General features: G+C 54.0%; 28 protein-coding genes, 1 other RNA gene and 1 other annotated feature. Of the genes, 13 read left to right on the top strand and 16 right to left on the bottom strand.

The genetic code is table 11. From position 1 onward, the window contains the following. The first annotated feature begins 35 nt into the window (after nt 1-35). Nucleotides 36-1,724 carry a YbaL family putative K(+) efflux transporter gene (ybaL, locus tag AC07WB_RS04955; protein WP_494940122.1) on the top strand — a complete coding sequence of 563 codons (1,689 nt, stop codon included), beginning with the start codon at nt 36-38 and terminating at the stop codon, nt 1,722-1,724. Nucleotides 1,725-1,865: 141 nt separating this feature from the next. Here ybaL and AC07WB_RS04950 read toward each other — a convergent pair whose 3' ends face one another. The 4 genes from AC07WB_RS04950 to AC07WB_RS04935 form a co-directional block, all read right to left on the bottom strand. Beyond that, nucleotides 1,866-3,167, bottom strand: coding sequence for an inosine/guanosine kinase (locus AC07WB_RS04950; RefSeq protein ID WP_097094671.1), 1,302 nt, complete (start codon nt 3,165-3,167; stop codon nt 1,866-1,868). Nucleotides 3,168-3,225: 58 nt separating this feature from the next. Further along, complete coding sequence (gene hemH / locus AC07WB_RS04945) at nt 3,226-4,185, bottom strand: ferrochelatase (RefSeq protein WP_400454892.1); 960 nt, start codon at nt 4,183-4,185, stop codon at nt 3,226-3,228. Nucleotides 4,186-4,305: 120 nt separating this feature from the next. Beyond that, nucleotides 4,306-4,950 (bottom strand): adenylate kinase, encoded by a 645-nt coding sequence (gene adk / locus AC07WB_RS04940; protein ID WP_097094673.1) that lies wholly within the window; start codon nt 4,948-4,950, stop codon nt 4,306-4,308. 151 nt (nt 4,951-5,101) lie between these two features. Continuing rightward, on the bottom strand, nt 5,102-5,932 hold the full coding sequence (locus AC07WB_RS04935; protein WP_345827136.1) for a DUF6024 family protein: 831 nt from the start codon (nt 5,930-5,932) through the stop codon (nt 5,102-5,104). A 187-nt stretch (nt 5,933-6,119) separates the two neighbouring features. Here AC07WB_RS04935 and AC07WB_RS04930 point away from each other — a divergent pair, with 187 nt between their 5' ends. After that, nucleotides 6,120-6,989: a LysR substrate-binding domain-containing protein gene (locus tag AC07WB_RS04930; RefSeq protein WP_097094675.1), complete on the top strand. Its 870-nt coding sequence runs from the start codon at nt 6,120-6,122 to the stop codon at nt 6,987-6,989. Between the two features lie 55 nt (nt 6,990-7,044). On the opposite strand, the gene htpG is transcribed toward AC07WB_RS04930, so the two are convergent. The 6 genes from htpG to AC07WB_RS04900 all read right to left on the bottom strand — a co-directional run bounded on the left by htpG (nt 7,045) and on the right by AC07WB_RS04900 (nt 13,219). Then, entirely contained in the window at nt 7,045-8,913 is a 1,869-nt protein-coding gene (htpG, locus tag AC07WB_RS04925; RefSeq protein ID WP_345827137.1) for a molecular chaperone HtpG, read from the bottom strand. A gap of 105 nt (nt 8,914-9,018) precedes the next feature. Further along, nucleotides 9,019-9,624 carry a recombination mediator RecR gene (recR, locus tag AC07WB_RS04920; RefSeq protein ID WP_008103873.1) on the bottom strand — a complete coding sequence of 202 codons (606 nt, stop codon included), beginning with the start codon at nt 9,622-9,624 and terminating at the stop codon, nt 9,019-9,021. Continuing rightward, complete coding sequence (locus AC07WB_RS04915; RefSeq protein WP_097097583.1) at nt 9,624-9,953, bottom strand: YbaB/EbfC family nucleoid-associated protein; 330 nt, start codon at nt 9,951-9,953, stop codon at nt 9,624-9,626. The genes recR and AC07WB_RS04915 overlap by 1 nt, the downstream gene beginning before the upstream one ends. A 50-nt stretch (nt 9,954-10,003) precedes the next feature. Beyond that, the gene (gene dnaX, locus AC07WB_RS04910; protein ID WP_494940121.1) at nt 10,004-11,983 is read right to left on the bottom strand and encodes a DNA polymerase III subunit gamma/tau; all 1,980 of its coding nucleotides are present in this window, start codon (nt 11,981-11,983) and stop codon (nt 10,004-10,006) included. Continuing rightward, nucleotides 10,601-10,662: a sequence feature (DnaX frameshifting element), on the bottom strand. (Overlaps the previous gene by 62 nt.) A gap of 151 nt (nt 11,984-12,134) precedes the next feature. Beyond that, a complete protein-coding gene (gene apt, locus AC07WB_RS04905) occupies nt 12,135-12,686 on the bottom strand; it encodes an adenine phosphoribosyltransferase (RefSeq protein WP_097094679.1) in 552 nt (183 codons plus the stop codon). Nucleotides 12,687-12,835: 149 nt separating this feature from the next. Next, nucleotides 12,836-13,219 (bottom strand): DUF454 family protein, encoded by a 384-nt coding sequence (locus AC07WB_RS04900; protein WP_494940120.1) that lies wholly within the window; start codon nt 13,217-13,219, stop codon nt 12,836-12,838. Nucleotides 13,220-13,276: 57 nt separating this feature from the next. Between AC07WB_RS04900 and priC the strand changes: the two genes are divergently transcribed. Genes priC through rsmS form a run of 3 tightly spaced genes read left to right on the top strand, consistent with a single transcriptional unit; the run spans nt 13,277 to nt 14,254 of the window. Then, nucleotides 13,277-13,789, top strand: coding sequence for a primosomal replication protein PriC (gene priC, locus AC07WB_RS04895; RefSeq protein ID WP_345827140.1), 513 nt, complete (start codon nt 13,277-13,279; stop codon nt 13,787-13,789). A gap of 52 nt (nt 13,790-13,841) precedes the next feature. After that, complete coding sequence (locus AC07WB_RS04890) at nt 13,842-14,087, top strand: GlsB/YeaQ/YmgE family stress response membrane protein (protein WP_494940119.1); 246 nt, start codon at nt 13,842-13,844, stop codon at nt 14,085-14,087. A gap of 8 nt (nt 14,088-14,095) precedes the next feature. After that, the gene (rsmS, locus tag AC07WB_RS04885; protein ID WP_097094683.1) at nt 14,096-14,254 is read left to right on the top strand and encodes a pleiotropic regulatory protein RsmS; all 159 of its coding nucleotides are present in this window, start codon (nt 14,096-14,098) and stop codon (nt 14,252-14,254) included. Here the strand turns inward: rsmS and acrR are convergent. Next, on the bottom strand, nt 14,241-14,879 hold the full coding sequence (acrR, locus tag AC07WB_RS04880; protein ID WP_097094684.1) for a multidrug efflux transporter transcriptional repressor AcrR: 639 nt from the start codon (nt 14,877-14,879) through the stop codon (nt 14,241-14,243). The two genes, rsmS and acrR, sit on opposite strands and share 14 nt — an antisense overlap. 142 nt (nt 14,880-15,021) lie before the next feature. Here acrR and AC07WB_RS04875 point away from each other — a divergent pair, with 142 nt between their 5' ends. The 4 genes from AC07WB_RS04875 (at nt 15,022) to ykgO (ending at nt 19,940) form a co-directional block, all read left to right on the top strand. Then, the gene (locus tag AC07WB_RS04875; RefSeq protein WP_345827142.1) at nt 15,022-16,212 is read left to right on the top strand and encodes an efflux RND transporter periplasmic adaptor subunit; all 1,191 of its coding nucleotides are present in this window, start codon (nt 15,022-15,024) and stop codon (nt 16,210-16,212) included. 17 nt (nt 16,213-16,229) lie between these two features. Further along, a complete protein-coding gene (locus AC07WB_RS04870) occupies nt 16,230-19,379 on the top strand; it encodes an efflux RND transporter permease subunit (protein ID WP_345827143.1) in 3,150 nt (1,049 codons plus the stop codon). Nucleotides 19,380-19,526: 147 nt separating this feature from the next. After that, a complete protein-coding gene (locus tag AC07WB_RS04865; RefSeq protein ID WP_097094687.1) occupies nt 19,527-19,784 on the top strand; it encodes a type B 50S ribosomal protein L31 in 258 nt (85 codons plus the stop codon). A gap of 15 nt (nt 19,785-19,799) precedes the next feature. Then, nucleotides 19,800-19,940: a type B 50S ribosomal protein L36 gene (gene ykgO, locus AC07WB_RS04860; RefSeq protein WP_008103894.1), complete on the top strand. Its 141-nt coding sequence runs from the start codon at nt 19,800-19,802 to the stop codon at nt 19,938-19,940. A gap of 43 nt (nt 19,941-19,983) precedes the next feature. Here ykgO and AC07WB_RS04855 read toward each other — a convergent pair whose 3' ends face one another. From AC07WB_RS04855 to AC07WB_RS04845, 3 genes are read right to left on the bottom strand one after another with little or no spacing between them, the layout of a single operon-like run. Beyond that, a complete protein-coding gene (locus AC07WB_RS04855) occupies nt 19,984-20,862 on the bottom strand; it encodes a metal ABC transporter substrate-binding protein (RefSeq protein ID WP_097094688.1) in 879 nt (292 codons plus the stop codon). Between the two features lie 21 nt (nt 20,863-20,883). Beyond that, complete coding sequence (locus AC07WB_RS04850; RefSeq protein WP_097094689.1) at nt 20,884-21,723, bottom strand: metal ABC transporter permease; 840 nt, start codon at nt 21,721-21,723, stop codon at nt 20,884-20,886. Beyond that, a complete protein-coding gene (locus AC07WB_RS04845) occupies nt 21,720-22,376 on the bottom strand; it encodes a metal ABC transporter ATP-binding protein (RefSeq protein WP_494940118.1) in 657 nt (218 codons plus the stop codon). Before AC07WB_RS04845 ends, AC07WB_RS04850 begins: the two co-directional genes overlap by 4 nt. Before the next feature lie 339 nt (nt 22,377-22,715). Here AC07WB_RS04845 and AC07WB_RS04840 point away from each other — a divergent pair, with 339 nt between their 5' ends. The 3 genes from AC07WB_RS04840 to hha all read left to right on the top strand — a co-directional run bounded on the left by AC07WB_RS04840 (nt 22,716) and on the right by hha (nt 23,836). Next, nucleotides 22,716-23,069 carry a hypothetical protein gene (locus AC07WB_RS04840; RefSeq protein WP_097094691.1) on the top strand — a complete coding sequence of 118 codons (354 nt, stop codon included), beginning with the start codon at nt 22,716-22,718 and terminating at the stop codon, nt 23,067-23,069. A 146-nt stretch (nt 23,070-23,215) separates the two neighbouring features. After that, nucleotides 23,216-23,593: an Hha toxicity modulator TomB gene (gene tomB, locus AC07WB_RS04835; RefSeq protein ID WP_097094692.1), complete on the top strand. Its 378-nt coding sequence runs from the start codon at nt 23,216-23,218 to the stop codon at nt 23,591-23,593. Nucleotides 23,594-23,617: 24 nt separating this feature from the next. Further along, nucleotides 23,618-23,836, top strand: a complete 219-nt coding sequence (hha, locus tag AC07WB_RS04830) for a hemolysin expression-modulating protein Hha (protein ID WP_007886938.1) — start codon at nt 23,618-23,620, stop codon at nt 23,834-23,836. A gap of 130 nt (nt 23,837-23,966) precedes the next feature. On the opposite strand, the gene ffs is transcribed toward hha, so the two are convergent. After that, nucleotides 23,967-24,063: signal recognition particle sRNA small type (ffs, locus tag AC07WB_RS04825), an RNA gene on the bottom strand. Between the two features lie 179 nt (nt 24,064-24,242). On the opposite strand from ffs, the gene AC07WB_RS04820 reads away from it, so the two are divergent. Beyond that, nucleotides 24,243-24,554, top strand: coding sequence for an MGMT family protein (locus AC07WB_RS04820; protein WP_097094698.1), 312 nt, complete (start codon nt 24,243-24,245; stop codon nt 24,552-24,554). Nucleotides 24,555-24,699: 145 nt separating this feature from the next. On the opposite strand, the gene AC07WB_RS04815 is transcribed toward AC07WB_RS04820, so the two are convergent. Then, a complete protein-coding gene (locus AC07WB_RS04815) occupies nt 24,700-25,257 on the bottom strand; it encodes a YbaY family lipoprotein (RefSeq protein ID WP_097094699.1) in 558 nt (185 codons plus the stop codon). Between the last annotated feature and the right edge of the window lie 90 nt (nt 25,258-25,347).

Genomic DNA, 25,347 nt, shown 5'->3' with positions numbered 1-25,347 from the left:
TACAAGCGGATACATTTGCACACAAGGAGACAGGCATGCATCATACCACACCGTTGATCACTACCATTGTCGGGGGATTGGTCCTCGCATTTCTCCTTGGTATGCTGGCAAATCGCCTGCGCATCTCACCGCTGGTCGGCTATTTATTGGCGGGCGTGCTGGCCGGCCCTTTCACGCCAGGCTTTGTCGCGGATACCAATCTTGCCCCTGAACTGGCTGAACTCGGTGTGATTCTGCTGATGTTCGGCGTCGGTTTGCACTTCTCGCTCAAGGATTTGATGTCGGTAAAGTCTATCGCCATTCCCGGCGCCATCGCGCAAATCGCCGTGGCGACGCTGCTGGGAATGGGGCTTTCCTGGACGATGGGCTGGTCGTGGATGACCGGCCTGGTGTTTGGGCTGTGTCTCTCAACCGCCAGTACCGTGGTACTGCTGCGTGCGCTGGAAGAACGTCAGCTCATTGATAGCCAGCGCGGACAAATCGCCATTGGCTGGCTAATCGTTGAAGATTTGGTGATGGTGCTGACGCTGGTGTTACTGCCTGCCATCGCCGGCATGCTCGAACAGGGCAACGCCAGCCCAACGCTGCTGCTGTGGGATCTGCTGCTCACCATCGGCAAAGTGGTCGCGTTTATGGTGCTGATGATGGTGGTAGGACGTCGCGTGGTGCCGTGGATTCTGGCAAAAAGTGCCGCTACCGGTTCGCGTGAGCTGTTTACCCTTGCGGTTTTGGCGCTGGCACTCGGTATCGCCTTTGGTGCGGTCGAATTCTTTGATGTTTCCTTTGCACTCGGCGCCTTCTTTGCCGGCATGGTGCTGAACGAATCGGAACTGAGCCACCGCGCGGCACATGATACCCTGCCGCTGCGCGATGCCTTCGCCGTGCTGTTCTTTGTTTCCGTTGGCATGCTGTTTGACCCGATGATTCTGATTGAACAGCCGCTGGCGGTGCTCGGCGCGCTGGCGATTATCGTCCTCGGTAAATCGATCGCCGCGTGGCTGCTGGTTACGCTATTGGGTCATTCACGCCGCACCGCCATGACCATTTCGGTGAGTCTGGCGCAGATTGGTGAATTTGCCTTTATTCTGGCCGGCCTCGGTATTTCGCTGGGTATGTTGAGCGATGAAGGCCGCAATCTGGTGCTGGCGGCGGCAATTCTCTCCATCATGCTCAACCCCATTCTGTTTACCTTGCTGGAGCGCTACCTCGATAAAACCGAGACCATGGAAGAGCAGACGCTGGAAGAAGCTATCGAAGAGGAGAAGCAGATTCCGGTGGATATCTGCAACCACGCGGTGCTGGTCGGCTATGGTCGCGTCGGCAGCCTGCTGGGGCAAAAACTGATGGATGCGGATGTGCCGCTGGTGGTGGTGGAGAATTCCCGCCCACGCGTTGAAGCGCTACGTGAGCAAGGTATTAAAGCGGTGCTGGGCAATGCAGCTCGCGTTGATACCATGGAGCTGGCGCGGCTCGACTGCGCACGCTGGCTGCTGCTGACGATTCCAAATGGGTATGAAGCGGGCGAAGTCGTTACGGCGGCGCGTGAGAAGCGTCCCGACATTGAGATTATTGCGCGTGCGCATTACGACGATGAAGTGACCTATATTATGGAGCGCGGCGCCAATCGCGTGGTGATGGGTGAACGTGAAATCGCCAATAGCATGCTGCACGTGCTGGAAGAAGAGATTGCGCAGAACCCGATTGTGCGCGAGTGCCCGATTTAAATGAGTGCGGTCATTGTTAAGATCGCCATAAATGGCGTAATGCTCGTCAGTTAAGCGTGAATCGGTCACCATGAATGGTGACCCTAGGTGGATATAGCCGGTTTTTTGAAGGGTGCGCATTCATGCGCACCGATGCCATCATCAACGATCCCAGTACGACTCTTCTAAACTGTCTTCCCGCTCCGGCAGGCCGCGCGTCAGGCGTGGTGAATGCTGGTTCAACACCTGATAACTCACCCGGTTGGCGTATTTACACACCTGTGCCAGCGAGGAATACGTAAGATAGGCTCGTCCGTGTTTGCTGGAGTTAGGCACCTTTTGGCGGTGGAAGTTGTTGGCGGTGATATCATGCAGCAGTGCCGCCAGCGCGCCATCGCCCGCGCCATTGGTGTTCATAATCTTTTCTGGTCCGCCCATGTAAGGCGCGATATGCGAGAAAATACGCAGCGGCTGGTCGCAATCCTTGTGACGCATCGCCCGACTAAATTCATATTGGTTGAACTCAGCCAACGCGCCCGGCAGCAGCGGATGGTTGGTTTTGCGCTTGAATTCCTCTTCCGTGAAGCCGGCCATGTACAAACCGGTTGGCCCAGCGGTGCACAACACCAGATCCACCCAATCCAGCGCCATGTTCGATGCCAGCAAAGGGTCTTGCTCACCGGTCAACGCGAAAGCCTCTTCTTCATTCATCGCGACAATCGAGACGTGATCGCGCAGGAAGTCGCGCCAGAACTGCGGGTTATCCTGAATCACATATTTAGTGCCGAGCGTTAGCACCACCGGCACATTGTGTTTCTTTGCGTATTCAATAGCACGCAGCGTCGCTTCCGGCATCGGTTCGCCCGGCTGGCAGCGCACCAGATACGACGTCAGCACCAGTGCCGACGCGCCGGCAATCACCTCTTCCGGAATGTTGCTGGCGTGCAGCTGGTTCATTAAACCCGGACTGATGGCAAAGGTGCGTTCGCCCTGCTCGCCAATCAGCGTGAAGCAGCGGCCAATGGCGCCGTCCACGCCCTGCAGGAAATTAAGATCCATGCGGCTGGACGTGTTGCACAGGTAGCGATAGGCATAGCCGCCAATCTGGATGTTGTTACACATCACGCCCAGCAGCACCGAACGATCGTCGGCGAGTACCGAGTAGTTGTGCAGCGTATTGCCGATGGTGCCACCCGCGAATTGATGGCTGATGAGCTCTTCACGCATCAGTTCGTTATAGAGTGCTTCGGCAGTCGTATCGTCGATAACCAGCGAATGGCCGGCGCTAAGGCCGTAACGCTGCAAAAAGTCATCATCGACTTTAGCTTCAATATCCACCAGCGTCTGGTCGATACCCACCACCCAGCTGCCCTCTTCCTGCTCTTGCTGCGTAGCTTGCAGCAGCGGATCGCGTGCGTTAACGGGGAAATAGTGTTTGGATTTGCGTTTGCCGGGAAATTTCATCGAGAGTGCCGTCAGGGAAAATCAGGCAGAGAATGATATCACACTCTCTGCCGCACCATTAACGGCGTGCGTTGACCAGCTGCAGCATCATTTCAATGTGCTCGGCATCATCGTTGAGCGCAGGAATGTACTCGAACTTTTCACCACCGGCATGCAGGAAGATCTCGCAGTTTTCTCCGCTGATCTCCTCTAGCGTTTCCAGGCAATCTGCAGCAAAGCCTGGGCTCATCACCTGCACATGCTTGATGCCTTTCGCCGGCAAACTCTTCATGGTTTCATCGGTGTACGGCGTCAACCACGGCTCACGGCCAAAGCGAGACTGGAAGGTCATCATGATTTTATGCGGCGCAATACCTAACGCGGCCGCTAACGCAGCGGTGGTGTCTTTGCAGCGCTGCGGATAATCATCTCCTTCATTGGCGAAACGCTGCGGAATGCCGTGATACGACAGCACCAGCAGATCCGGTTCACCATGCTGCGCGAACGAGCGTTCTACCGAGGCTTTCAGGGCAGCGATATAGGCCGGGTGTTCGGCATAATCGCGAATAAAAGCCACTTCCGGCAGCGAGCGCAGCGGTTTAAAGCTGGTGGCTAACCCATCCCAAACGGCGGCTACCGTTGAGCAGGAGAACTGCGGATAGAGCGGCAGCACGATCAGTTTAGTGACGCCCTGCGCCAGCAGGCGCTGCAGCGCGCTATCCAGGCTTGGCTGGCCGTAGCTCATGCCGAGCTCAACCGGCATATCCAGGCGCTGTGCCAGGGCTTCACGCTGGCGCTTGCTGAATACCATCAAGGGTGAACCTTCGTCCATCCACACGGATGCATAGAGTTTCGAGACGCGCGGCGAGCGGAACGGCAGGATGATGAAATTAAGAATCGGCCACCATAACCAACGCGGCGTATCAACAACGCGTGGATCGCCGAGAAATTGTTTTAGATAGCGCTTAACCGCAGGTGTGGTGGGTGCGTCTGGTGTACCTAAATTAACCAGTAAAACCCCGGGCTTTTCTTGCCTCATTGTATTTCCTTGATGTCGAAACGAATGGGTCAAATCAAAATCAGGGGAAATTGTAGCGGAAATCGAGGGAGGAGAAAGCAATTGCTGCAAAAGGGCCGGACAACCGGCCCTCTGGACGCCTTAGCCGAGGATCGTGGCCAATTGCGTGCTCACTTCAGCGACGGGACGCGTGCCGTCGATTTTGTGATATTCGGTATTGCCGTCTTGCGCTTCTTTGCCGTAGTAGGCAATCAGCGGTGCGGTCAGCTGATGGTATTCCACCAGACGCTTACGCACGGTCTCTTCCTGGTCATCTTTACGCGTGGTCAGCTCTTCGCCGGTCAGGTCATCTTTACCTTCCACTTTCGGTGGATTGTAGGTGACGTGATAAACGCGGCCCGATGGCGTATGCACGCGACGACCCACAATACGATCCACAATCAGCTCGTCGGGTACGGCAAACTCCAGCACGTAGTCGACTTTGATGCCCGCTTCTTTCATGGCGTCAGCCTGCGGGATGGTGCGTGGGAAGCCATCGAGCAGGAAACCGTTTTTGCAGTCTTCCTGCGCGATACGCTCTTTAACCAGCGCAATCACCAACTCGTCAGTCACCAGTTTACCGGCATCCATGATCGCTTTTGCCTGCTGGCCCAATTCGGAGCCCGCTTTCACTGCCGCACGCAGCATGTCACCCGTGGAGATTTGCGGAATACCGTATTTCTCCATGATAAATTGAGCCTGAGTGCCCTTACCTGCGCCCGGTGCTCCGAGCAGAATAATACGCATTGCGTAATTCCCCTTGCGAATCGCATTGTTCAATCTGAGAAGGCGAAGAACATACCATTATGCCCCGCGCACCACAAGGAAACGGGCACGCTTCTGACGAAAGGTCTACTTTGACCTGCTTTGTCAGGGAATACTAGCAGAGTGCCTGTTTTTAGGAATTTCGGCTACGTATCAGCGCTTCCTTCAGTCGTGTTTTTAAGGTGTTAGTGACGTTGAGATGTTTGTTCACGCTGCCACGAACGTTAGCACGCAGACGTAAGCGCTGCGGAGAAGATAGCACCTGAATATCCTGGGGAAACGTGCTGACATTCAGCCCGATAGGTAAGGGAAAAAGGGCGAACGGCAATCCCGGTTGCTGAATTGATCGCAGCAGTAGCGGGGCTTCAAGCGCGATACTTTCTACCGTTGCGATGTTGAACGGCCGCCAGTCGTCGTTCTCCATTATCGCCAGCGCTTGTTCGGCTGCGGCGCCGAAAGCAAGCCCCTGCTCAAACAACCGCAGCTCACTGCGTACCAGGGTGCTGAAATCAGCAGTACGTAAAGCGATCAGCACCAGATCGCTACACAAGGCGGCGTGTCGATCCAAACGCGTAACAAAGAGCCGCGCATCGCTGATAAGACGTTTATGCAGCTGGGTGGCAAAGGATTCTGAGGCATCCGTAACCCCCTGACTCTGGCATTCGCTCAGCGCCCGCACGCGCCCGTGCTGCATATCGATATGTTCCACCAGCGCAATGTTGCCCGCCATCATCGGCAAGGTCGGCAGCACGCTGAGTTCGCTAACCGGATAGTGCGACGCGTAGCGGGTTTGGTTACGCGCCTGTTCCTGACGCAGAAATAATTGGGAAAGCAGCACCCGGGCAATATGCAACGAGGGTGCAAAGAAGAGGTCGTAATTTTCAAGCCGGTAGTGACGGGAAAGCAAGCCGCGAAGCTTATCGCGCGCCGCCGCCGCCCTGGCAGTAGCAAGTTGTGGAGCCATCGCGTGATATTTCTCTTGTTATTGTGCTGTGTGCGGGAGGTGCAACGTGACGGCGATTTCTGGCAAAACCACAGAGAGGCTTAGCCGTCAACCGCCAGAATCTGGGGGAAAGGTTAGGCCAATGCGGCTGGACATTAAAATGATATAAACTGACAATCCCTGTTAGGTTTTTACACAGGGGACGAGTATGACCGCGCTTCCATCGTTACGTGCACTGCACTATTTCCACCAGGCGGCACTGTATTGCAGTTTTAGCGTGGCAGCCGAACGTCTGCATGTCACCCACAGCGCCATTAGCCATCAGGTGCGGCAGCTGGAGAGCTGGATGGGCAAGCCGCTGTTTGTGCGCACCAACGGACGCGTCAAATTAACCTCACACGGTGAACGTTTGCTGGTGAGCTGTCAAAAAGCCTTTAGTGAACTCTCCACCAGCTGCGAAAGTATTCGTACCGGCATGCGCCATCATCTCAGCGTCTCCTGTGCGCCCAGCTTCCTGGCGCAATGGCTGATTCCACGCATCGCCAGCTTTTATCAACGCTATCCCGATATTGAAGTGCAGTTTCAGCCGCTGGTGGACATTGACCAACTGCGCAGCGAGCATACCGACGTGCTCATTCTCAGCGCAGAGCAATCGCCGGATGAGGATATTGATGCCACTTTGATTAGCGATGATTACATCGGCCCACTATGTGCTCCGCAGTTTGCCGTGCGTTTTCGAAATGAGCAGGATCTTGCCGCGCTGCCGCTGCTGCACGCCGATACGCGGCTGCATGCGTGGGCCGAATGGGCAAAAACCAGCGGCGCGCGCGGTAATTTCTGGATCGGCAAGCACTTCGATAATTTAACGTTAGGCATTCAGGCAGCCAGAAATGGCTTAGGCGTGATTATGGCACCGCGTCTGTTGGTGCGTCAGGAGTTGAGTGACGGAACGTTGATCGCACCGTTGGGCTTTGTACGCGTTGATCGCGCGACGCTGATGATGACCAAGATATCGCGCCAGCACGATGCGGAGATAACGCTGTTTCGCGATTGGCTGCGCGATCAGGCGCAGATATAAAAGCAGATATAAAAAAGGTCGCCATGTGAATGGCGACCCTGCGAGTTTGGTGCGATTACGCCGTCAGCAGCTGGTTCATACGACGGATAAACTGGTTCGGATCGTCCAGCGTGCCGCGTTCTGCCAGCAGCGCCTGATCCAGCAGCAGCTCAACCCACTCCGCAAAGCGCGTTTCGTCCTGCGTATCAGCCACACGTTTCACCAGCGTATGATCCGGGTTAATCTCGAAGATGTACTTCACGTCCGGCACGTCCTGACCGGCCGCAGCAAACAGCTTCGCCATCTGCGTGGTCATTTCGTTGGCATCGGTGGTAACAATCGCTGGCGTGTCGGTGAGACGATGTGTCAGACGCACCTCTTTCACGCGCTCGCCCAGCAGGGTTTTCACGCGTTCAACGAACGGCTCCAGCGCTTTCTCCGCTTCTTTCTGCTCTTCAGTCTCTTCGTCAGCCAATTTGCTCAGGGAATCATCCGCTTTGCTCACTGACTGGAAGGTTTTGCCGTCGAACTCGGTGAGGTAGCTCATCATCCATTCGTCGATACGATCGGAGAGCAGCAGCACCTCAATGCCTTTCTTACGGAACAGTTCCAGATGCGGGCTGCTCTTCGCAGCGGCATAGCTGTCAGCGGTGATGTAGTAAATCTTGTCCTGACCTTCTACCATGCGGCTCAGATAATCTTCCAGCGAAATGGTCTGCTCGGCGCCTTCACTCTGGCTGGTGGCAAAGCGCAGCAGTTTGGCGATGGTTTCCTGATTCGCGTTGTCTTCAGCCGGGCCCTCTTTCAACACCAGACCAAACTCTTTCCAGAACTGCTGATATTTTTCTGCGTCGTCTTTCGCCAGTTTTTCCAGCATCTGCAGGCTACGCTTGGTCAGCGCGCTACGCAGGCTCTGAGTGACACGGCTGTCCTGCAGGATTTCACGCGACACGTTCAGTGGCAGATCGTTAGAATCTATCAGGCCACGGACAAAGCGCAGGTAGTTCGGCATGAACTGCTCAGCATCGTCCATGATGAAGACGCGCTGCACATAAAGTTTCAGGCCGTGCTTGCTGTCGCGGTTCCACATGTCGAACGGCGCACGCGCCGGGATGTAAAGCAGGCTGGTATATTCCTGTTTACCTTCTACACGGTTGTGGCTCCAGATTGCCGGATCGCTAAAATCATGGGCGATATGCTTATAGAACTCGTTGTATTCGTCGTCGCTGATCTCGGACTTGTTACGCGTCCATAGCGCCTGGGCTTTGTTGATCTTCTCCCATTTGCTTTCGCCGGTTTCTTCGTCTTTGCTTTCAATTTCAACCGGCAACGCGATGTGATCGGAGTATTTGCTGATCACATTACGCACACGCCATGCATCAAGGAAATCGTCCTCGCCTTCACGGAAGTGCAGCGTGATGTCGGTGCCGCGATCGGCTTTCTCAATCTCCGCCAGCGTGTATTCACCTTCGCCGGCTGATTCCCAGAACACCGCTTCATCGGCTTTTGCACCGGCTGCGCGGGTGCGCACGGTAACTTTATCCGCCACGATGAAGGCTGAATAGAAGCCTACGCCGAACTGGCCGATCAGCTGGCTGTCTTTCGCCTGGTCGGAACCCAGAGATTCGAGGAAGGATTTGGTACCCGATTTCGCGATGGTACCGAGGTTCTCAATCACCTCATCACGGCGCATACCGATACCGTTATCGCTAAGCGTCAGGGTGCGGTTTTCCGGATTGACCGAGATGCGCACGCGCAGCTCACCATCGCCTTCATACAGATCTGGCGTCGACAGCGCACGGAAGCGCAATTTATCGGCGGCATCTGAAGCGTTGGAAATCAGCTCGCGCAGGAAAATCTCTTTATTTGAATAGAGGGAATGGATCATCAGGTGCAGAAGTTGTTTTACCTCTGACTGGAAGCCACGCGTCTCTTGTCCTTTCATGGTCATTGCTACCTCAACTGAATCGGGGTTGATGATACGTTGAGAGAGAAATGGGGATGAAGGGCAGGATTTCAAGCCGATATCCGTGAAGACATCGGCAAGTGATTAGAAATTAATCTTATGACGTCCAGCGAGCGAGTGCGACAGCGTGGTGCCGTCCACCATTTCCAGCTCACCGCCAACCGGTACACCGTGCGCAATGCGGCTGGCATCAACGCCATATTGCCCGCACAGCTCGGCGATGTAGTTGGCCGTTGCTTCTCCTTCCACCGTGGGGTTGGTGGCGAGGATCACTTCGGTTAGGGTTTCGCGCTCCAGACGCTGCTCCAGCCGATCCAGACCAATATCCTGCGGACCAATGCCATCCAGCGGTGACAAATGGCCCATCAGCACAAAGTAGCGTCCGCCGAACTGGCCGGTTTGCTCAATGGCGTGGATATCAGCCGGGCTTTCCACTACGCAAATCTGGCCGTTTTGCTGACGGCGCGGATTGGCGCAGATGGTGCAGATCTCCTGCTCGGTGAAGGTTCGGCAATCGGCGCAGTGGCCGATTTCCGACATGGCGCGGGTCAACGCCTGCGCCAGACGCATGCCACCGCTACGATCGCGCTGCAACAGCTGAAAAGCCATGCGCTGCGCCGACTTCGGGCCAACGCCCGGCAGGCAACGCAACGACTCCATCAAAGATTCAAGCAGTGGACTGGTTTGCATTAGAACGGCATCTTGAAGCCAGGCGGCAGCTGCATGCCACTTGATACAGAGGCCATTTTCTCTTTCTGCGTTTCGTCGATACGGCGTGCAGCATCGTTAAAGGCCGCGGCGATCAGATCTTCCAGCATGTCTTTGTCATCTTCCAGCAAGCTAGGATCGACTTCAACACGACGGCAGTTGTGCGCACCGTTGATGGTAACTTTAACCAAGCCCGCGCCTGATTCACCGGTCACTTCGATCGCGGCGATCTCTTCCTGCACTTTGGCCATTTTGTCTTGCATCTGCTGGGCCTGTTTCATCAGGTTGCCCAATCCGCCTTTACCAAACATAGTTTTCTCTCTCTGCTGGGGCTGCGCGCAATCAACGCGCGGCAGCATGTTCACACCGGTCGAATACTCTCTTCATCCAAATCGGCATCGAAGAATCGACGCAATGTCTGAATATGGGTATCACTTTCGATCGACTGTCGCGCCTGCGACAGTTTCTCTTCGTAAATGGCCTGGCGCCACTCCAGTGGCGTCAATACCGTGGGATTATCGTCTTCAATAATGGTCAATTCAACCGGCTGGCCGGCAGACTGACTTAATGCTTCCGCTAAAGTTTGCTGAGCGGAAGCGGAATTCAGATGGCGCTGGCTGCTGCGCAGATGCAGCGTAATGCCCTTTTCACTCACTTCTTTCCATGCGTTGAGCGCCACTTGCTGCACCAGTTTCGGTAACGTCAGCGTGGCAATTTCCGCTGCCCACGCATCGCGTTGCTGGGCCTCTTCCGCCAGACGAAGCGCCAGCTCAGGCGTTTTCTCATGCTCCAGAGCCGAACGCAAGGCTTTTGGCGTCGCTACCGGCTCTGGTTTTACCTCGGATGGCAGCTGCGTTTTCCAGCGGTAGGCTTCCGGTTTAGCCGGCGCTTTTACCGTGGATTCAGAGGCGCGCTGCTGTACACGTTCGGTGACGTTCGCGAGACGCTCCAGCGCCGGATTCGCCGGCCGCGCGGAACGCGCTGCCGGCTCACTCTTTTTTGCTTTGCCGGCTCCCTGACGCAGCAACTGAGTTCGCGCCTGTAACAGCTGGCTGGTGGAATCGGGTAACGGATCGGGCGCTGTTTGCATGTCAGGATAATCATCCGAAACTGGCGGCGCCTCGTTAACGGGTGGTGCCATTTGTGGCTGTGCAGCCTGCGCAGATGGCGCTTTGGCTGCCGCAGGTGCAGGTGCAACCTGCGGCGCGCTTTGTGGCGTTAATACCGGACGGGCGACGGGCTCAGCAATCGTCGCCTGCGGATGGAATGCCAATGCGCGCAGCAGCGTCATTTCCACGCCCAGGCGACGATCCGGTGCCAGCGGCAGATCTTTCCGCCCCATCAATAGCGTTTGGTAATAGAGTTGTACATCAGCCGGTGGCAGCACGCGCGCTAACTCACGCAGGCGATCGGCCTGGCTGAGATCATCCTCGCTAAGCGAACTCGGCAACAGCTGCACCATCGCAATGCGGTGTAGCAAACGCAGCATTTCCACCAGCAGCGCCTCCCACTCCACACCGCGCGACGCCGCCTGATTCAGCAGCGCCATCACCTGTTCGCCTTGCCCCTCCACCAGCGCTTCAATCAGCGCCAGCGGCTGCTCATCGTCCAGCGTGCCAAGCATCTGCGCCACGGTATCACGCGTGACGCTGCCCTGCCCCATGGCGATAGCCTGATCGGTCAGGCTGAGCGCATCACGCATGCTGCCATCAGCGGCGCGGGCCAGCAGATGCAGCGCGCGCGGTTCGGCAGCGATGTGCTCCTGCTCTAACACATGCGCCAGCTGCTGCTGAATTTGCTCGACATCGAGCGCTTTAAGATGGAATTGCAGGCAGCGTGACAGAATCGTCACCGGCAGCTTTTGCGGATCGGTGGTCGCCAGCAGGAATTTAACGTGTGATGGCGGCTCTTCCAGCGTTTTTAGCAGCGCGTTGAAGCTGTGGCGCGACAGCATGTGCACTTCATCGATCAGGTAAACCTTGAAGCGACCACGCGCCGGCGCGTACTGCACGTTATCGAGCAGATCGCGCGTATCTTCAACTTTGGTGCGCGATGCAGCATCAATCTCAATCAGATCGACAAAACGGCCCTGCTCAATCTCACGGCAGTTATCGCATTGTCCGCAGGGTGTTGCGGTGATGCCAGTTTCACAGTTTAGGCCCTTGGCCAGCAGACGGGCGATCGAGGTTTTCCCTACGCCGCGGGTGCCGGAAAAGAGATAAGCATGATGGATTCGTCCCAGTGACAATCCGTTGGCCAGCGCAGTCAGCACATGTTCCTGACCGACTACGTCAGCGAAAGCCTGGGGACGCCATTTTCGCGCAAGTACCTGATAGCTCATGTGGATTCAATCACTGGATTTTAAGGAGAAGGGAGAAGATGCAGCTTCGCAAACCCTGTTTATTTTGGCAGTAGTTTAACAGCCACAACCGGATCAGCAACCGATAACTTTACGGAGGTTGCGCCCCGCCACATAGCGGAGCGCACAGGCCTTAGTGGCCGGGGAAATTCACCAGGCTATAGCATTTGACGCCCATGGCGGTCAGACGGGCTTCGCCGGTCAGATCGAACAGATTAATCACGAAGGCGGCATCTTGCACTTCACCACCGGCGCGGCGGATCAGTTTCACCGTGGCTTCAATGGTGCCGCCGGTTGCCAGCAGATCGTCGACGACCAGCACCACGTCACCTGGCTTGATCGCATCTTTGTGCAGCTCCAGCGCGTCGGTACCGTATTCCAGCTCATAACTTTCACTGAAGGTGGCACGCGGCAGTTTGCCAGGTTTACGCACCGGCACAAAACCCACGCCCAACCCCAGCGCCACTGGCGCACCAAACAGGAAGCCGCGCGCTTCCGTTCCCACCACCTTGGTGATGCCCTTGTCACGATAACGCTCAACCAGAATGGCGATCGACGCGGCGTAAGCCTGCGGATCTTCCATCAGACTGGTGACGTCACGGAACAGAATGCCCGGCTTCGGATAGTCAGGAATGCTTTTGATGCTGTTTTTGATGAGTTCAAGCTGCTGCGCAGTTGCGGTCATAAATGTTACGCCTGGAGAAAATATCTAATACGCGCGACTTCTCAAGCGCCAAAAACCGGAAACCGGGTTAAGCGAAGAGGTTTATAAGGGAAGCCACGCACGAAGATGCCCAAATCTATGCAAATACCTCGCTAAATGCAACCCTAACGCTAAGGTTGCGGCGGGTTGTCATTCTCGTCCACCACCGGGATTCGCCACATAAACAGCAGCAGCAGGCACAGCATCACGCCTAACAGGATGCGCACCCACAGCAGGTTCACCAGATAAATGGACATCGAAAAGGTAATCACAATCAGCAATATGGCGCGTCCTTTAGCGCCGGGCGGCATAGCTCGATGCTGCTGCCAGTGGCGAATAAAGCGGCCAAACGGCGATCGCCATAGCAGCCAGTCATGAAAGCGCGGCGACGAGCGCGCAAAACACCAGGCCGCCAGCAACACAAATGGCGTTGTAGGTAATAAAGGTAATACAATGCCGAGCGTACCTAGCACAATCGCCAGCCAGCCAAGGCTCAGTAGTAAAATACGCTGCATGCCGGATGCCTGAAAGAGTCAAAACAGCGTTACGTTAACACAGTCGGAAACCGAGTGATGCCCCAACCATCCGCACAACAGCGCCTTGGCGCGACACTGGATTTATTACGCCAGCAGATTGCGCAGCAGCCGGATGGTGCCTGTCGTCAGCCACGCTTTGATTCACAACTGTTTCGCACCTCCGGCACACGCCTGGCGGATTATCTCCTCGAACTGGAAGGCAATGTCGCGCAGTTAACCGCTGCTAATACTGATGTGGCACGGCGCCAATGGCTGGCGGATAAAGTGCTGGATCAAATCGCCGCGTTGCAGCGGGAGTGTCAGAGCCAACAGCTGCGCGTGCAGCGCGAGCGTCCACGTATCGATTCACGTCAAAAAAAGCGTGAAGAGTACCAAGGCTACGAGCAGCGATTGCTGGCAATGATTCAGCAACGCGAACAGCATCTGGCACGTGCTGAAACCCTGAGCGTTCAGCAGCAACTGATGCGTGAAGTCGATCAGCTGCAAGAGCGGCTGGCGCGCTGCCGCGCTGCTATCTATAAACTGGCGCTGCCATCTACGCCACGCTAAACGCGACGCGTTTTCCTCTATACTCCTTTTAGTCAGAAAGAGGAGAAAAATCATGACGCTGGTTTTTTGGATTGTGATTGGATTAGCCGCAGGTTGGCTAAAGCGGGTGATTTTTCCCGGTCGTCCGGGGGGATTTGTGCCCACGCTGGTGCTGGCGGTGATTGGTGCGCTGATTGGCGGCTACATTGCCACCTACTTTACCACCGGCGATCTGGCAAGCTTAGCCCCCGCTGGTTTCGTCTCGGCACTCGCTGGCGCCCTCTTTATGCTGCTGGTCGCGGCAAAATTACGTATTTAGGAGAAACAATGTCACTGGACAGCGCACCAGACGAAATTAAGCTTGCCGTCGATCTGATTCAATTGCTTGAAGAGAATCACGTCCCCACCACCACCGTGCTGGCGGCATTAGCGATAGTTCAACGTGATTATGAGCAAAAAAAAGCGGCGGAGGTTAAGGCTGACTAATCAGCGTTGGGCTCAGGCGCAGCATATCCAGGAACGCATCCACCAGCTGTGGCGCATCTGCAGCTAAATCAAAGCTTTGTGGATTGAATAACCAGCTTTCCATCATGCCATTAATATAGCCACGCATCAGTAGCGCAGCTTGACGTGTATTAAGGCCGGCAGGTAATTTGCCAGCTTCAATACAAAGGCGAAGTACGTTTTCAATTCGATCGTAACACTCTTGCAGTAAGCTCTGCTGCATATCCTGTAACGTGGACATTTCGCCAACAAACTCACATTTATGAAAGATAATCTCCATTAATGCGCGTCTTTGCGGATCCTTTGCTGTGGCGTCAAGGATATAGATCAACATCGAGCGAACAACAGAAAGTGGATCGCCGGGGTATTTTGTCTGATACTCAAGTTCCACATCGTCCAGCCCAGCGTCACAACGTAGCCAGATCTCATGTAAAAGATCGGCTTTGTTTTTGAAATGCCAGTAGATAGCACCGCGCGTGACGCCGGCCGCTGCTGCGATATCCGCCAGAGACGTGGCGGCCACACCGTGTTTTGAAAAGTGTGTCAATGCGGCGTCAAGAATTTGATGCCGTGTTTCAAGAGCTTGCGCTTTGGTTTTTCGTGCCATAAAGGGCTTTTTTTACAAACTTGTAAGTTTACATACATTTGTGAATGTATGTACCATAGCACGACCCGTGTTTTAACGCAGCAATGGGTTTATCGGTTTGTGATCCATTGATCATTTGATATCGGACACTAGAGGTTTATTTATGAATAAAAACAGAGGATTAGCGCCTCTGGCGGCCGTCCTGATGCTTTCAGGCAGCTTTTTGTTAACAGGATGTGATGATAATAAATCCCAGCAAGCCGCCCAGCAGCAGCCCCCAGAAGTGGGTGTTGTCACGTTAAAAAACGAACCATTGAAAATTACTACCGAGCTGCCGGGCCGTACCTCGGCTTTTCGCGTTGCTGAAGTTCGCCCTCAGGTGTCAGGTATTATCCTTAAACGCAATTTTGTGGAAGGAAGTGACGTCAAAGCCGGTCAATCGCTGTATCAGATTGATCCCGCCACCTATCAGGCAGCATACGACAGTGCCAAAGCGGATTTAGCGCAGGCAGAAGCCAATGCCCGCGTTGCGCAGTTAACCATTACGCGTTACAAGCCGCTGCTGGGTACTAAGTACATCAGTCAGCAGGATTATGACAACGCAGCAGGTACAGCAGCACAAACTGCTGCCGCGGCACAGGCTGCACGTGCCAACGTTGAAACTGCACGCATCAATCTGGCGTATACCAAAGTGACCTCGCCTATCAGCGGTCGTATTGGTAAATCATCAGTGACCGAAGGTGCGTTGGTTTCCAATGGGCAAACCACGGCGCTGGCGACCGTGCAACAGCTCGATCCTATGTATGTCGATGTGACCCAATCCAGTGATGATTTCCTGCGTTTGCGCGCAGAGCTGGAATCCGGTCAGCTGAAACAGAACGACGGTAAGGCCAACGTCACCCTGCTGATGCAAAACGGTAGCGCATACGCTCAGACAGGCACATTGGAATTCTCTGATGTGAGCGTCGATGAAACCACCGGTTCGATTACCCTGCGCGCCATCTTCCCGAATCCGGACAACCGCCTGCTGCCAGGCATGTTTGTTCGCGCTCGTCTGGATGAAGGCACCAACCCAACGGCACTGCTGGTACCGCAACAGGGCGTAACGCGCTCTCCAACCGGTCAGGCAACAGCGTTGGTGGTTGGCGCGGATAATAAAGTGGAATCTCGTAACATCACCGCTAATCAGGCATTTGGTAACAAGTGGCTGGTCACGGACGGTCTGAAAGAAGGCGATCGGGTGATTACCACCGGTATCCAGCGTGCCAAACCGGGTGCGCAGGTGACGCCACAAGAAGTCTCCGACGATGCCAAAGCTGCACCAGAATCACCGTCTGCTAAATCATCGTCATAAACAGGAGCCACTGATACATGGCTAAGTTCTTTATTGATCGCCCCATTTTTGCGTGGGTGCTCGCCATCATCATTATGCTGGCCGGCTTGCTGTCGATTATCAGCCTACCGATTGAGCAATATCCCAATGTTGCGCCACCGGCAGTTGAAATCCAGGCGACCTACCCAGGTGCTGATGCGAAGACGCTGCAGGATTCGGTAACCCAGGTTATCGAGCAAAACATGAACGGGATTGATGGCCTGATGTATATGGCCTCAAGCAGTGACTCGTCGGGTACGTTGACGCTGACGCTGACTTTCCAATCCGGTACTGATGCCGATATCGCGCAGGTTCAGGTACAAAACAAACTGCAGCTGGCAATGCCATTACTGCCGCAGGAAGTACAGCAACAGGGTATTCAGGTTAAAAAATCCTCCAGCAGCTTCCTGATGGTGGCCGGCTTTGTGAGCGATGACGACAACATGACGCAGAATGACATCTCTGACTATGTTGCCTCTAACATCAAAGACCCGATTAGCCGTACGCCCGGCGTAGGTGATACTCAGGTGTTTGGTGCCCAGTATGCGATGCGTATCTGGCTGGATCCGCACAAGCTGAACAACTATCAGCTGACGCCAGTAGATGTCATTAATGCACTGAAAATTCAGAACACCCAGGTTGCAGCGGGCCAGTTGGGCGGAACACCGCCGGTACCAGGCCAACAGCTTAACGCCTCGATTATTGCGCAAACCCGTCTGACATCGACAGACGAGTTCGGCAATATCATGCTGAAAGTGAATCAGGATGGTTCGCAGGTGCGTCTGCGTGACGTGGCGAAGATTGAACTGGGTGGTGAAAACTACGAGATCATCGCACGTTATAACGGCAAACCGGCTTCCGGTATCGGTATCAAACTGGCAACCGGCGCGAATGCACTGGATACTGCGGATGCCGTAAAAGCGGAACTGGCTAAACTGCAGCCGTTCTTCCCGTCAGGCATGAAAACCGTTTATCCGTACGACACTACGCCGTTCGTTAAAATTTCGATTTTCGAAGTGGTGAAAACGCTGTTCGAAGCGATCGTGCTGGTGTTCCTGGTGATGTATCTGTTCCTGCAGAACTTCCGTGCAACGCTGATTCCAACTATTGCCGTTCCGGTGGTCTTGCTCGGTACCTTTGCGGTTATCAGCGCCTTTGGCTATTCGATAAACACCCTGACGATGTTCGGGATGGTGCTCGCCATCGGCCTGCTGGTGGATGACGCCATCGTGGTGGTAGAGAACGTCGAACGTGTTATGGCCGAAGAGGGTTTACCGCCTAAAGAAGCCACGAAACGTTCGATGGAGCAGATTCAGGGCGCATTGGTGGGTATCGCACTGGTGCTGTCTGCGGTATTTATTCCGATGGCCTTCTTCGGCGGTTCAACCGGCGTAATCTATCGCCAGTTCTCGATCACCATCGTTTCTGCGATGGCGCTGTCGGTACTGGTGGCGTTGATCCTAACGCCAGCGCTGTGTGCCACCCTGCTGAAGCCGGTGGCAAAAGGTAACCACGGTAAAACCACCGGTTTCTTCGGTTGGTTCAACCGGCTGTTCGATAAGAGCACCAACCACTACGTGGATAGTGTTGGCCATATCGTGCGTAGTACCGGTCGCTACCTGCTGATTTATCTGGTTATTGTCGTCGGTATGGCCTACCTGTTCCTGAAACTGCCTACCTCGTTCCTGCCGGAAGAGGATCAGGGTCTGTTACTGGCACAGGCACAGCTACCCGCCGGTGCAACTCAGGAACGTACGCAGAAAGTACTGGATCAGGTAAGTGACTACTTCCTGACCAAAGAGAAAGACAGCGTTAATTCGGTGTTTACTGTTAACGGCTTCGGCTTCGCCGGTCGTGGTCAGAACACCGGTATCGCGTTTGTTAGCCTTAAGCCGTGGGATGAGCGTGGCGATGCCAACCTGAAAGTGCCTGCGATTGCCGGACGTGCTATGCAGGCGCTCGGACAGATCAAAGATGCAATGGTGTTCCCGTTCAACCTGCCGGCGATTATCGAATTGGGTAACGCCACTGGCTTCGACTTCATGTTGACCGATCAGGGTAACCTGGGTCACGAGAAGCTGACCGCCGCGCGTAACCAGCTGTTTGGCATGATTGCCCAGCATCCGGATACGCTGGTGGGCGTACGTCCAAACGGTATGGAAGATACGCCGCAGTACAAACTGATCATCGATCAGGAAAAAGCGCAGGCGTTGGGTGTGTCGCTGTCTGACATCAATACCTCGCTGGGCGCGGCCTGGGGTGGTTCCTACGTCAACGACTTCATCGACCGCGGTCGCGTGAAGAAAGTTTACGTCATGGGCCAGGCCGATTCGCGTATGTTGCCGGACGATATCAGCAAATGGTATGTGCGCAACGGCACTGGCACCATGGTTCCATTCTCGGCCTTCGCATCGGCGAAATGGCAATATGGTTCGCCACGCCTGGAGCGTTACAACGGCTTGCCGTCGATGGAGATTCTTGGCCAGGCTGCGCCAGGCAAGAGCTCCGGTGATGCCATGAACCTGATGGAACAGCTGGCAGGAAAACTGCCTGCGGGGATCGGATACGACTGGACGGGTATGTCCTACCAGGAACGCTTGTCCGGCAACCAGGCGCCGGCGCTGTATGCCATCTCGCTGATCGTGGTGTTCCTGTGTCTGGCGGCCCTGTATGAGAGCTGGTCGATTCCGTTCTCAGTAATGTTGGTGGTACCGCTGGGTGTCGTTGGTGCACTTCTGTTTACCACACTGCGCGGCTTGAGCAACGACGTCTACTTTGTGGTGGGCTTGTTGACCACCATAGGATTGTCGGCGAAGAACGCCATCCTGATCGTTGAATTCGCTAAGGATTTGATGGAGAAGGAGGGCAAGGGGTTGGTTGAATCAACGCTGGAAGCATCACGTATGCGTCTGCGTCCGATTTTGATGACCTCACTCGCCTTCATCCTCGGCGTAATGCCGCTGGCGATCAGTACTGGCGCAGGTTCTGGTGCGCAGAATGCGGTAGGTACTGGCGTTATGGGCGGGATGGTAACCGCGACAGCGCTGGCTATCTTCTTCGTTCCGGTGTTCTTCGTGGTGGTGCGCCGCCGCTTCAGCAAGAATAAATCTGAGCTGGAGCAGGGTCATCCGGTGGAACATAAGCACTAAGTTTTACCCTTCTCTAAAAGGCCGCTGATGCGGCCTTTTTTATTGTTATCTCCTCCCCCTTAGAATCCCTGTATTTAACACGGTTGCAATCGACATCCTTCAGGTTCATACTATTGTTATATTATAACATTACATAACGAGGTCATTATGAAACCGAATATTCATCCCCATTACCGTCCTGTTGTGTTCCACGACACCTCAGCTAACGAGTACTTTAAGGTCGGTTCTACTATCAAAACTGAACGGACTATTGAGTATGAAGGTGAAGTGCTGCCCTACGTGACGCTGGATGTCTCCTCTAAATCTCATGTGTTCTACACCGGCAAGCAGAAAGATTTCGCCAAAGAAGGCAGTACCGCACGTTTCAACCAACGTTTTGGCAGCTTTCTTACGCGCAACAAGTAACACGGGAGATGAGGCATGCAGGTATTGAGTTCATTGCGGTCTGCTAAGACTCGCCATAAAGATTGCAAAGTCGTGCGGCGCAAAGGTCGCATTTATGTCATTTGTAAAACGAATCCGCGCTTTAAGGCGGTTCAGGGAAGAAAGAAAAAAAGGTAGGAAAGTGTCGTGATAATTGGCCGGGATGCTCCCCGGCCTTTTTTTATTGCATGCTATGCAGCATAGCGTCAACGTTGTGTTTGAATGCCGCAACGTAGGTTGCAGCAGGGCCATTAGCCTCAGACAACGCTTCCGGATAGAGTTCCCCGCCCGGCTGCGCACCGGTTTCGCTGGCAATCTGTTTCACCAAACGTGGATCGGTCTGGTTCTCCATAAAGTAGGTGTTGATGTGCTCAGCCTTCAGCTGTTTGATGATTGAGGCCACATCGCTGGCACTGGCTTCTGCTTCGGTAGAGAATCCAACCGGCGCGAGGAAGCTTACGCCATAACGCTGGCCGAAATAGCCGAAGGCATCATGGCTGGTTAGCACCTTACGCTTACTTTTCGGCACTTTATTAAAGGCAGTTTTCGCCCAGCTATCTAATTTCTGCAACTGCTGAATGTAGCTTTCACCGCTTTTACGGATATCCGCCGCATCTTCAGGATCCGCTTTGATGAGTGCATTCATCACATTCGTGGCGTAAATCACACCGTTTTGCATACTGTTCCAGGCGTGCGGATCGGTGACGCTTTTACCGTCCTCTTCCATCTTGCGTGTGTTCACTCCATTTGATGCCACCACAATCGTGCCTTTGTAGCCTGACGCGCTAATTAGGCGATCCATCCACCCTTCCATCCCTAAACCGCTGACAAACACCACATCAGCCTTTGACAGCGCCTGACTATCCTGCGGCGTAGGTTCAAAGGTGTGTGGATCGCCGTTAGGCCCCACCAGCGACTTCACATTGACGTGCTCGCCGCCAACCTGCTTAACGATATCTGCCAGCACGGTAAAACTGGCGACAACATCGACGCTTTTAGCCAGCGTCAGTGGGCTTACCAGCATTACACCAATCGCCAGACTCAGCGGTAACTTCTTCATTCCTATCCCCTTATAGTGTGATTATCGACGGCGCAGCAGGCCGCCACATGGTCCTGTCAAAACAGAAATCAGAAATAGCACCGCAGCGCTTAGCACCACCGCCGGGCCGGCGGGTAGCGAGAAATGCCACGATAGCATCAGGCCAATCAGCGCAGAGACGACGGCCAACAGCATGGCGATACCCAGCATGCAGGCCAGATGGCGACTCCAGAAACGCGCGCTGGTAGCGGGCAGCATCATCAATCCCACCGACATCAGCGTACCGAGCACCTGAAATCCAGCCACTAAATTGAGTACCACCAGCATCAGGAATAAGCCGTGTACCAGCGGTGCGCTCCATTTACCCTGAGCTCGCAGAAAATCGGGGTCAAAGGCATCAATGACCAGCGGACGGAAAATCACTGCCAATAGCAGCAGAGTGAATGCCGCAATCCCGCCAACCAGCACAATGGCTGCGTTATCCACCGCCAAAAGTGACCCAAACAACACGTGCAGCAGATCAACGCTTGAACCACGCAGCGACACCAGCGTGACGCCAAGCGCGAGAGAACCGAGGTAAAAGCCGGAGAAACTGGCATCCTCTTTCAGATGTGTATAGCGGCTGACAGCGCCAGAGAGTAATGCCACCGCCAAACCGGCAATCAGGCCGCCGATGCCCATCGCCACCAGCGATAAACCTGACACCAGATAACCAATCGCCGCACCGGGCAGCACGGCATGCGACAGCGCATCGCCGACCAAACTCATGCGGCGCAGTGAAAGAAAGACACCCAGCGGCGTAGCGCTGATCGCCAATGCAACGCAGGCGACCAGCGCGCGGCGCATAAAACCAAATTCGATAAAGGGCTGGATTAATGTCACGACGCTACCCTGCGCAAGGGTGGCGTGTCCGCGGCGCCAGCTACGTCGAGCGACAACACATCGCGGAAATAACGCGCAACCAGTGGACGATCGTGCAATACGACTAATAATGTGGTGCCAGTCTGTTGCTGCTGTTCGAGGATCGACATCAGTAAGGTGACGGTTTGCGTATCAATGCCATTGAAGGGTTCATCTAATAGCCACAGCTGGCTGCGCTGCAGCATCAAACGCGCGAAGAGCACGCGCTGCAATTGTCCGCCGGAGAGGGTTGAGGGCTGAGCATCCGCGAATTCACGCATGTGTACAGCATCAAGTGCGGCATCGATTTCCCGACGTAACGTGCGATTGATGCCACCGAACCATCCACAACGCGGCCAGCATCCCATGGCAACCAGTTCATAAGCCGTAAGAGGAAAACGTGTTTCGAGTTCACTGCGTTGCGGTAACCATCCGAGCGCTTTGCGCGGCATCTGCAATTCACAACAGCCCGAAATGGGAGGCAGTAAACCCGCAATGGTTTTCAATAAGGTTGATTTACCCGTGCCGTTAGCGCCGACCAATGCCGTCATGCTGCCTTTCATCAATGCACCATTGACGACCGGCGTTACCGCGCGCCCGTGATACCCTGCTTGTAAGTCCTTGAAATGTATCATTACTGCAGGCCCCACCAAATTGAAAGCGCCAGCAGAGAAATCAGCAACAGCGCGATCAGCACACGCCCGCCAAGGGATAGAAGTAATCCACTGTGATTCATACTCTACAACCAAAAATGTTATAACATAACAATTACGTTACCCGATCTCCCTGTGTTATGCCTGAGCAAAAGTGTTTCAAAAGTTGTTCTTTTCCGAAGACATCAGCAGAAATTCAATGCTTTCGCCTGATTAAGTTATGAAACCCATCACAACGATTGCTGTTTCTGTTTATTAGCGACTTGCAATGTTGCGTAAGAAGCCCAATGATAGAAACGTAACTCTTTTACTGGATACAAAATGGCGTCTATTATTCATTGTGATATTGCTATGGATGAGGACGATTGCGAAAAGTTGCAAAGAATTATCCAGGGGAATATTCTCAAAATAGCCGAGGCATTAGCCGGTGATTTACAGTGGTATTCTCAAAACGCGCAATTAGTTCCCAATAGCTTCCATGTTATTTCTATTCAACCTTCAGACGATTATCGATTTAAAATGCTTTACGATTTTAGCTGGAATTTATTTAATCCTTGCCTGGATTTAAATGAAACTTTTAAGCGTCGTGAAGAAGTGCTGTTCCAGGTATCGCCCGGCGCACTGGTGTTTGCGGTGATTGATAATGCGCGCCCCTCTCCTGCCGATGAATTGTAATATTTGGTAATTGAGGTGAGCAAAGCTAATGATTGTGGATTACATTTAAGGAGTCGCTAAGACATTTTTATTCGTAATCGCTTCCTGGTAGCTTTTCCTAATCTCGCCGCACTGCGGTAACTGTGCTAGCTATGGAGGGGAAAAAGATGGACGAATACTCACCGAAACGGCATGATATTGCCCAGCTTAAATACCTGTGTGAGAACATGTTCGACGAAAGTATGGCAACATTGACTGATAGCCATCATGGTTGGGTTAATGATCCTACTTCGGAAAGCAATTTACAGCTCAACGATTTGATTGAGCACATCGCTTCTTTCACGATGAATTACAAAATTAAGCACGTTGAAGATGAAGCCCTGATAACGCAAATCGATGAATATCTTGACGATACCTTTATGCTGTTCAGCAGTTACGGAATCAATACTCAGGATTTACAACGGTGGCAGCGTTCTGCAAAACGTTTATTTAATCTGTTTGCCGAAGAGTGTGCTTATCTCCAACAACCTAGCCATTCCTTTTAGCACCAGACTGAGACCGGTTTATTTATGAGCAACCAAGCCTTAACAAAAACAGACTATTTGATGCGACTGCGCCGCTGTCGCTCAATCGACACCCTTGAACGGGTAATCGAAAAGAACAAGTACGAATTACCTGACAATGAACTCGCAGTATTCTATTCGGCAGCCGATCATCGTCTGGCTGAACTGACGATGAATAAGCTGTATGACAAAGTACCGGTTTCTGTCTGGAAGTTCGTCCGCTAAGTTTCTCCTCTATCTGCCGTTCTGCAACGACATTGTATTCATCAAGGAGTGATTCCCCGGCAAAGGAGTGCCAGATTTCTCTGTGCGTCGCATTCAGTGAAGTTTTTAGGTGGGTACAAATGGGTGGGGGCCCTGCCAGCTACATCCCGGCACACGCGTCGCCTGCTGCGGCTGCTTCCTTCCGGATCTGACCGAGTTCACAAGTTAGCGTTGCGGGAGAACCAACAGGGCCCCCATTGACGAACCCTCATTTCGAGAGCGCAGGCATTATCAAGTAACACCCTGGCAATTGCAAGCGCAGGCCGGACAACCGTTGTTTTCTTGCACAAGCACACAGCTAAGCGCTGTTGTCTACCCTTCTGCATGCTAAAGTTTAGCCCTTTCCTCAATAAAAATAGGTGCGCACATGAGCGACCAAAACAACTTTTCAGAGCGCGTCTGGCAGATCATTGCGGCCATTCCGGCGGGAAAAGTCACCACTTATGGTGATGTGGCGCAGCTGGCAGGATCGCCACGTGCAGCGCGTCAGGTGGGCGGCGTATTACGCCGTTTGCCAGAAGGCAGTAAATTACCCTGGTTTCGCGTCATCAATCGCCATGGGCGCATTTCACTGCAGGGCGATGACCTGTTTCGTCAGCGTGATGCGCTGGAAGCGGAAGGGATTGAAGTGAGTGATGCTGGGGAAATCGAATTAGAAAAATATCGGTGGCAAATTTAGTGGTGCTCTATGTCGCGCTCAGACCCGCTACCGTTTCGTAAAGCCGCTGTCTCGTCCCTGATCGCTCGGCACACGCCATCCATGGCGTGTGACGCTTTACTCCACGGCAGCGGGCCTGAGCGCTCGGCCTATGCCATTTGTAAGATTACAAGTTCGTCGGTGCTGGCACCGAAGCCGATGGCGTAACCTGCGTCGGTGAAGTAGAAGGCACTGTGGTCGCTGCGCCCGGCTGGGTTGGCATTGCGACGTTAGTTACCGGCACCAACAGCAGCTCCGCTTTGGTTCCACCCTCATTAATCACCGGTTTCACCGTATCGGTAATAAACGCCAGCTTGCCATCAATCGCAATCGCCGCGCTTAACAGGATGCGCGCGTTTGGCTGAATGTCTGCCGGATTAAATGGCAAGATAAACTGGAACGGCGCCTGTTTACCTTCCGTGCGCACCACGCGCTGCGAAAGTACCTTAGACGGTGCATCAGCCAGCGAAGCATCCGAGAGCGTTACGGTTAGCACCGCATCCGGCGGCAGCGCAATACGTTGGCGGATATACACCGAACCACTGACGTTAGGCTGCGTGATCGCAGCCTGCTGCCCTGCTACTGCTGAACCCAGCGTAGGTGTTGCCACCGGCTTGCTGTGATCAGCACAACCTGTAATCGCTGCCGCCAAAGTCATACCGCTAATAACTTGCCAGAGTTTCATCGATGTCGTCTCCTTGTGAACATATGATTATCGGCGGTGAATATGTTGGGTAGCTTTTCAGCCGCCGAATGTCCTTAATTCTGGCACAAA

Source organism: Pantoea sp. GW821-FHT03E06 (genome assembly GCF_059420725.1).
This window is presented reverse-complemented; position numbering and strand designations above follow the sequence as displayed.

Bases quoted from the DNA above. Each gene is read 5' to 3' on its own strand.
- ybaL (WP_494940122.1), top strand. From the start codon at position 36: ATGCATCATACCACACCGTTGATCACTACCATTGTCGGGGGATTGGTC.
- AC07WB_RS04950 (WP_097094671.1), bottom strand. From the start codon at position 3,167: ATGAAATTTCCCGGCAAACGCAAATCCAAACACTATTTCCCCGTTAAC.
- hemH (WP_400454892.1), bottom strand. From the start codon at position 4,185: ATGAGGCAAGAAAAGCCCGGGGTTTTACTGGTTAATTTAGGTACACCA.
- adk (WP_097094673.1), bottom strand. From the start codon at position 4,950: ATGCGTATTATTCTGCTCGGAGCACCGGGCGCAGGTAAGGGCACTCAG.
- AC07WB_RS04935 (WP_345827136.1), bottom strand. From the start codon at position 5,932: ATGGCTCCACAACTTGCTACTGCCAGGGCGGCGGCGGCGCGCGATAAG.
- AC07WB_RS04930 (WP_097094675.1), top strand. From the start codon at position 6,120: ATGACCGCGCTTCCATCGTTACGTGCACTGCACTATTTCCACCAGGCG.
- htpG (WP_345827137.1), bottom strand. From the start codon at position 8,913: ATGAAAGGACAAGAGACGCGTGGCTTCCAGTCAGAGGTAAAACAACTT.
- recR (WP_008103873.1), bottom strand. From the start codon at position 9,624: ATGCAAACCAGTCCACTGCTTGAATCTTTGATGGAGTCGTTGCGTTGC.
- AC07WB_RS04915 (WP_097097583.1), bottom strand. From the start codon at position 9,953: ATGTTTGGTAAAGGCGGATTGGGCAACCTGATGAAACAGGCCCAGCAG.
- dnaX (WP_494940121.1), bottom strand. From the start codon at position 11,983: ATGAGCTATCAGGTACTTGCGCGAAAATGGCGTCCCCAGGCTTTCGCT.
- apt (WP_097094679.1), bottom strand. From the start codon at position 12,686: ATGACCGCAACTGCGCAGCAGCTTGAACTCATCAAAAACAGCATCAAA.
- AC07WB_RS04900 (WP_494940120.1), bottom strand. From the start codon at position 13,219: ATGCAGCGTATTTTACTACTGAGCCTTGGCTGGCTGGCGATTGTGCTA.
- priC (WP_345827140.1), top strand. From the start codon at position 13,277: ATGCCCCAACCATCCGCACAACAGCGCCTTGGCGCGACACTGGATTTA.
- AC07WB_RS04890 (WP_494940119.1), top strand. From the start codon at position 13,842: ATGACGCTGGTTTTTTGGATTGTGATTGGATTAGCCGCAGGTTGGCTA.
- rsmS (WP_097094683.1), top strand. From the start codon at position 14,096: ATGTCACTGGACAGCGCACCAGACGAAATTAAGCTTGCCGTCGATCTG.
- acrR (WP_097094684.1), bottom strand. From the start codon at position 14,879: ATGGCACGAAAAACCAAAGCGCAAGCTCTTGAAACACGGCATCAAATT.
- AC07WB_RS04875 (WP_345827142.1), top strand. From the start codon at position 15,022: ATGAATAAAAACAGAGGATTAGCGCCTCTGGCGGCCGTCCTGATGCTT.
- AC07WB_RS04870 (WP_345827143.1), top strand. From the start codon at position 16,230: ATGGCTAAGTTCTTTATTGATCGCCCCATTTTTGCGTGGGTGCTCGCC.
- AC07WB_RS04865 (WP_097094687.1), top strand. From the start codon at position 19,527: ATGAAACCGAATATTCATCCCCATTACCGTCCTGTTGTGTTCCACGAC.
- ykgO (WP_008103894.1), top strand. From the start codon at position 19,800: ATGCAGGTATTGAGTTCATTGCGGTCTGCTAAGACTCGCCATAAAGAT.
- AC07WB_RS04855 (WP_097094688.1), bottom strand. From the start codon at position 20,862: ATGAAGAAGTTACCGCTGAGTCTGGCGATTGGTGTAATGCTGGTAAGC.
- AC07WB_RS04845 (WP_494940118.1), bottom strand. From the start codon at position 22,376: ATGATACATTTCAAGGACTTACAAGCAGGGTATCACGGGCGCGCGGTA.
- AC07WB_RS04840 (WP_097094691.1), top strand. From the start codon at position 22,716: ATGGCGTCTATTATTCATTGTGATATTGCTATGGATGAGGACGATTGC.
- tomB (WP_097094692.1), top strand. From the start codon at position 23,216: ATGGACGAATACTCACCGAAACGGCATGATATTGCCCAGCTTAAATAC.
- hha (WP_007886938.1), top strand. From the start codon at position 23,618: ATGAGCAACCAAGCCTTAACAAAAACAGACTATTTGATGCGACTGCGC.
- AC07WB_RS04820 (WP_097094698.1), top strand. From the start codon at position 24,243: ATGAGCGACCAAAACAACTTTTCAGAGCGCGTCTGGCAGATCATTGCG.
- AC07WB_RS04815 (WP_097094699.1), bottom strand. From the start codon at position 25,257: ATGAAACTCTGGCAAGTTATTAGCGGTATGACTTTGGCGGCAGCGATT.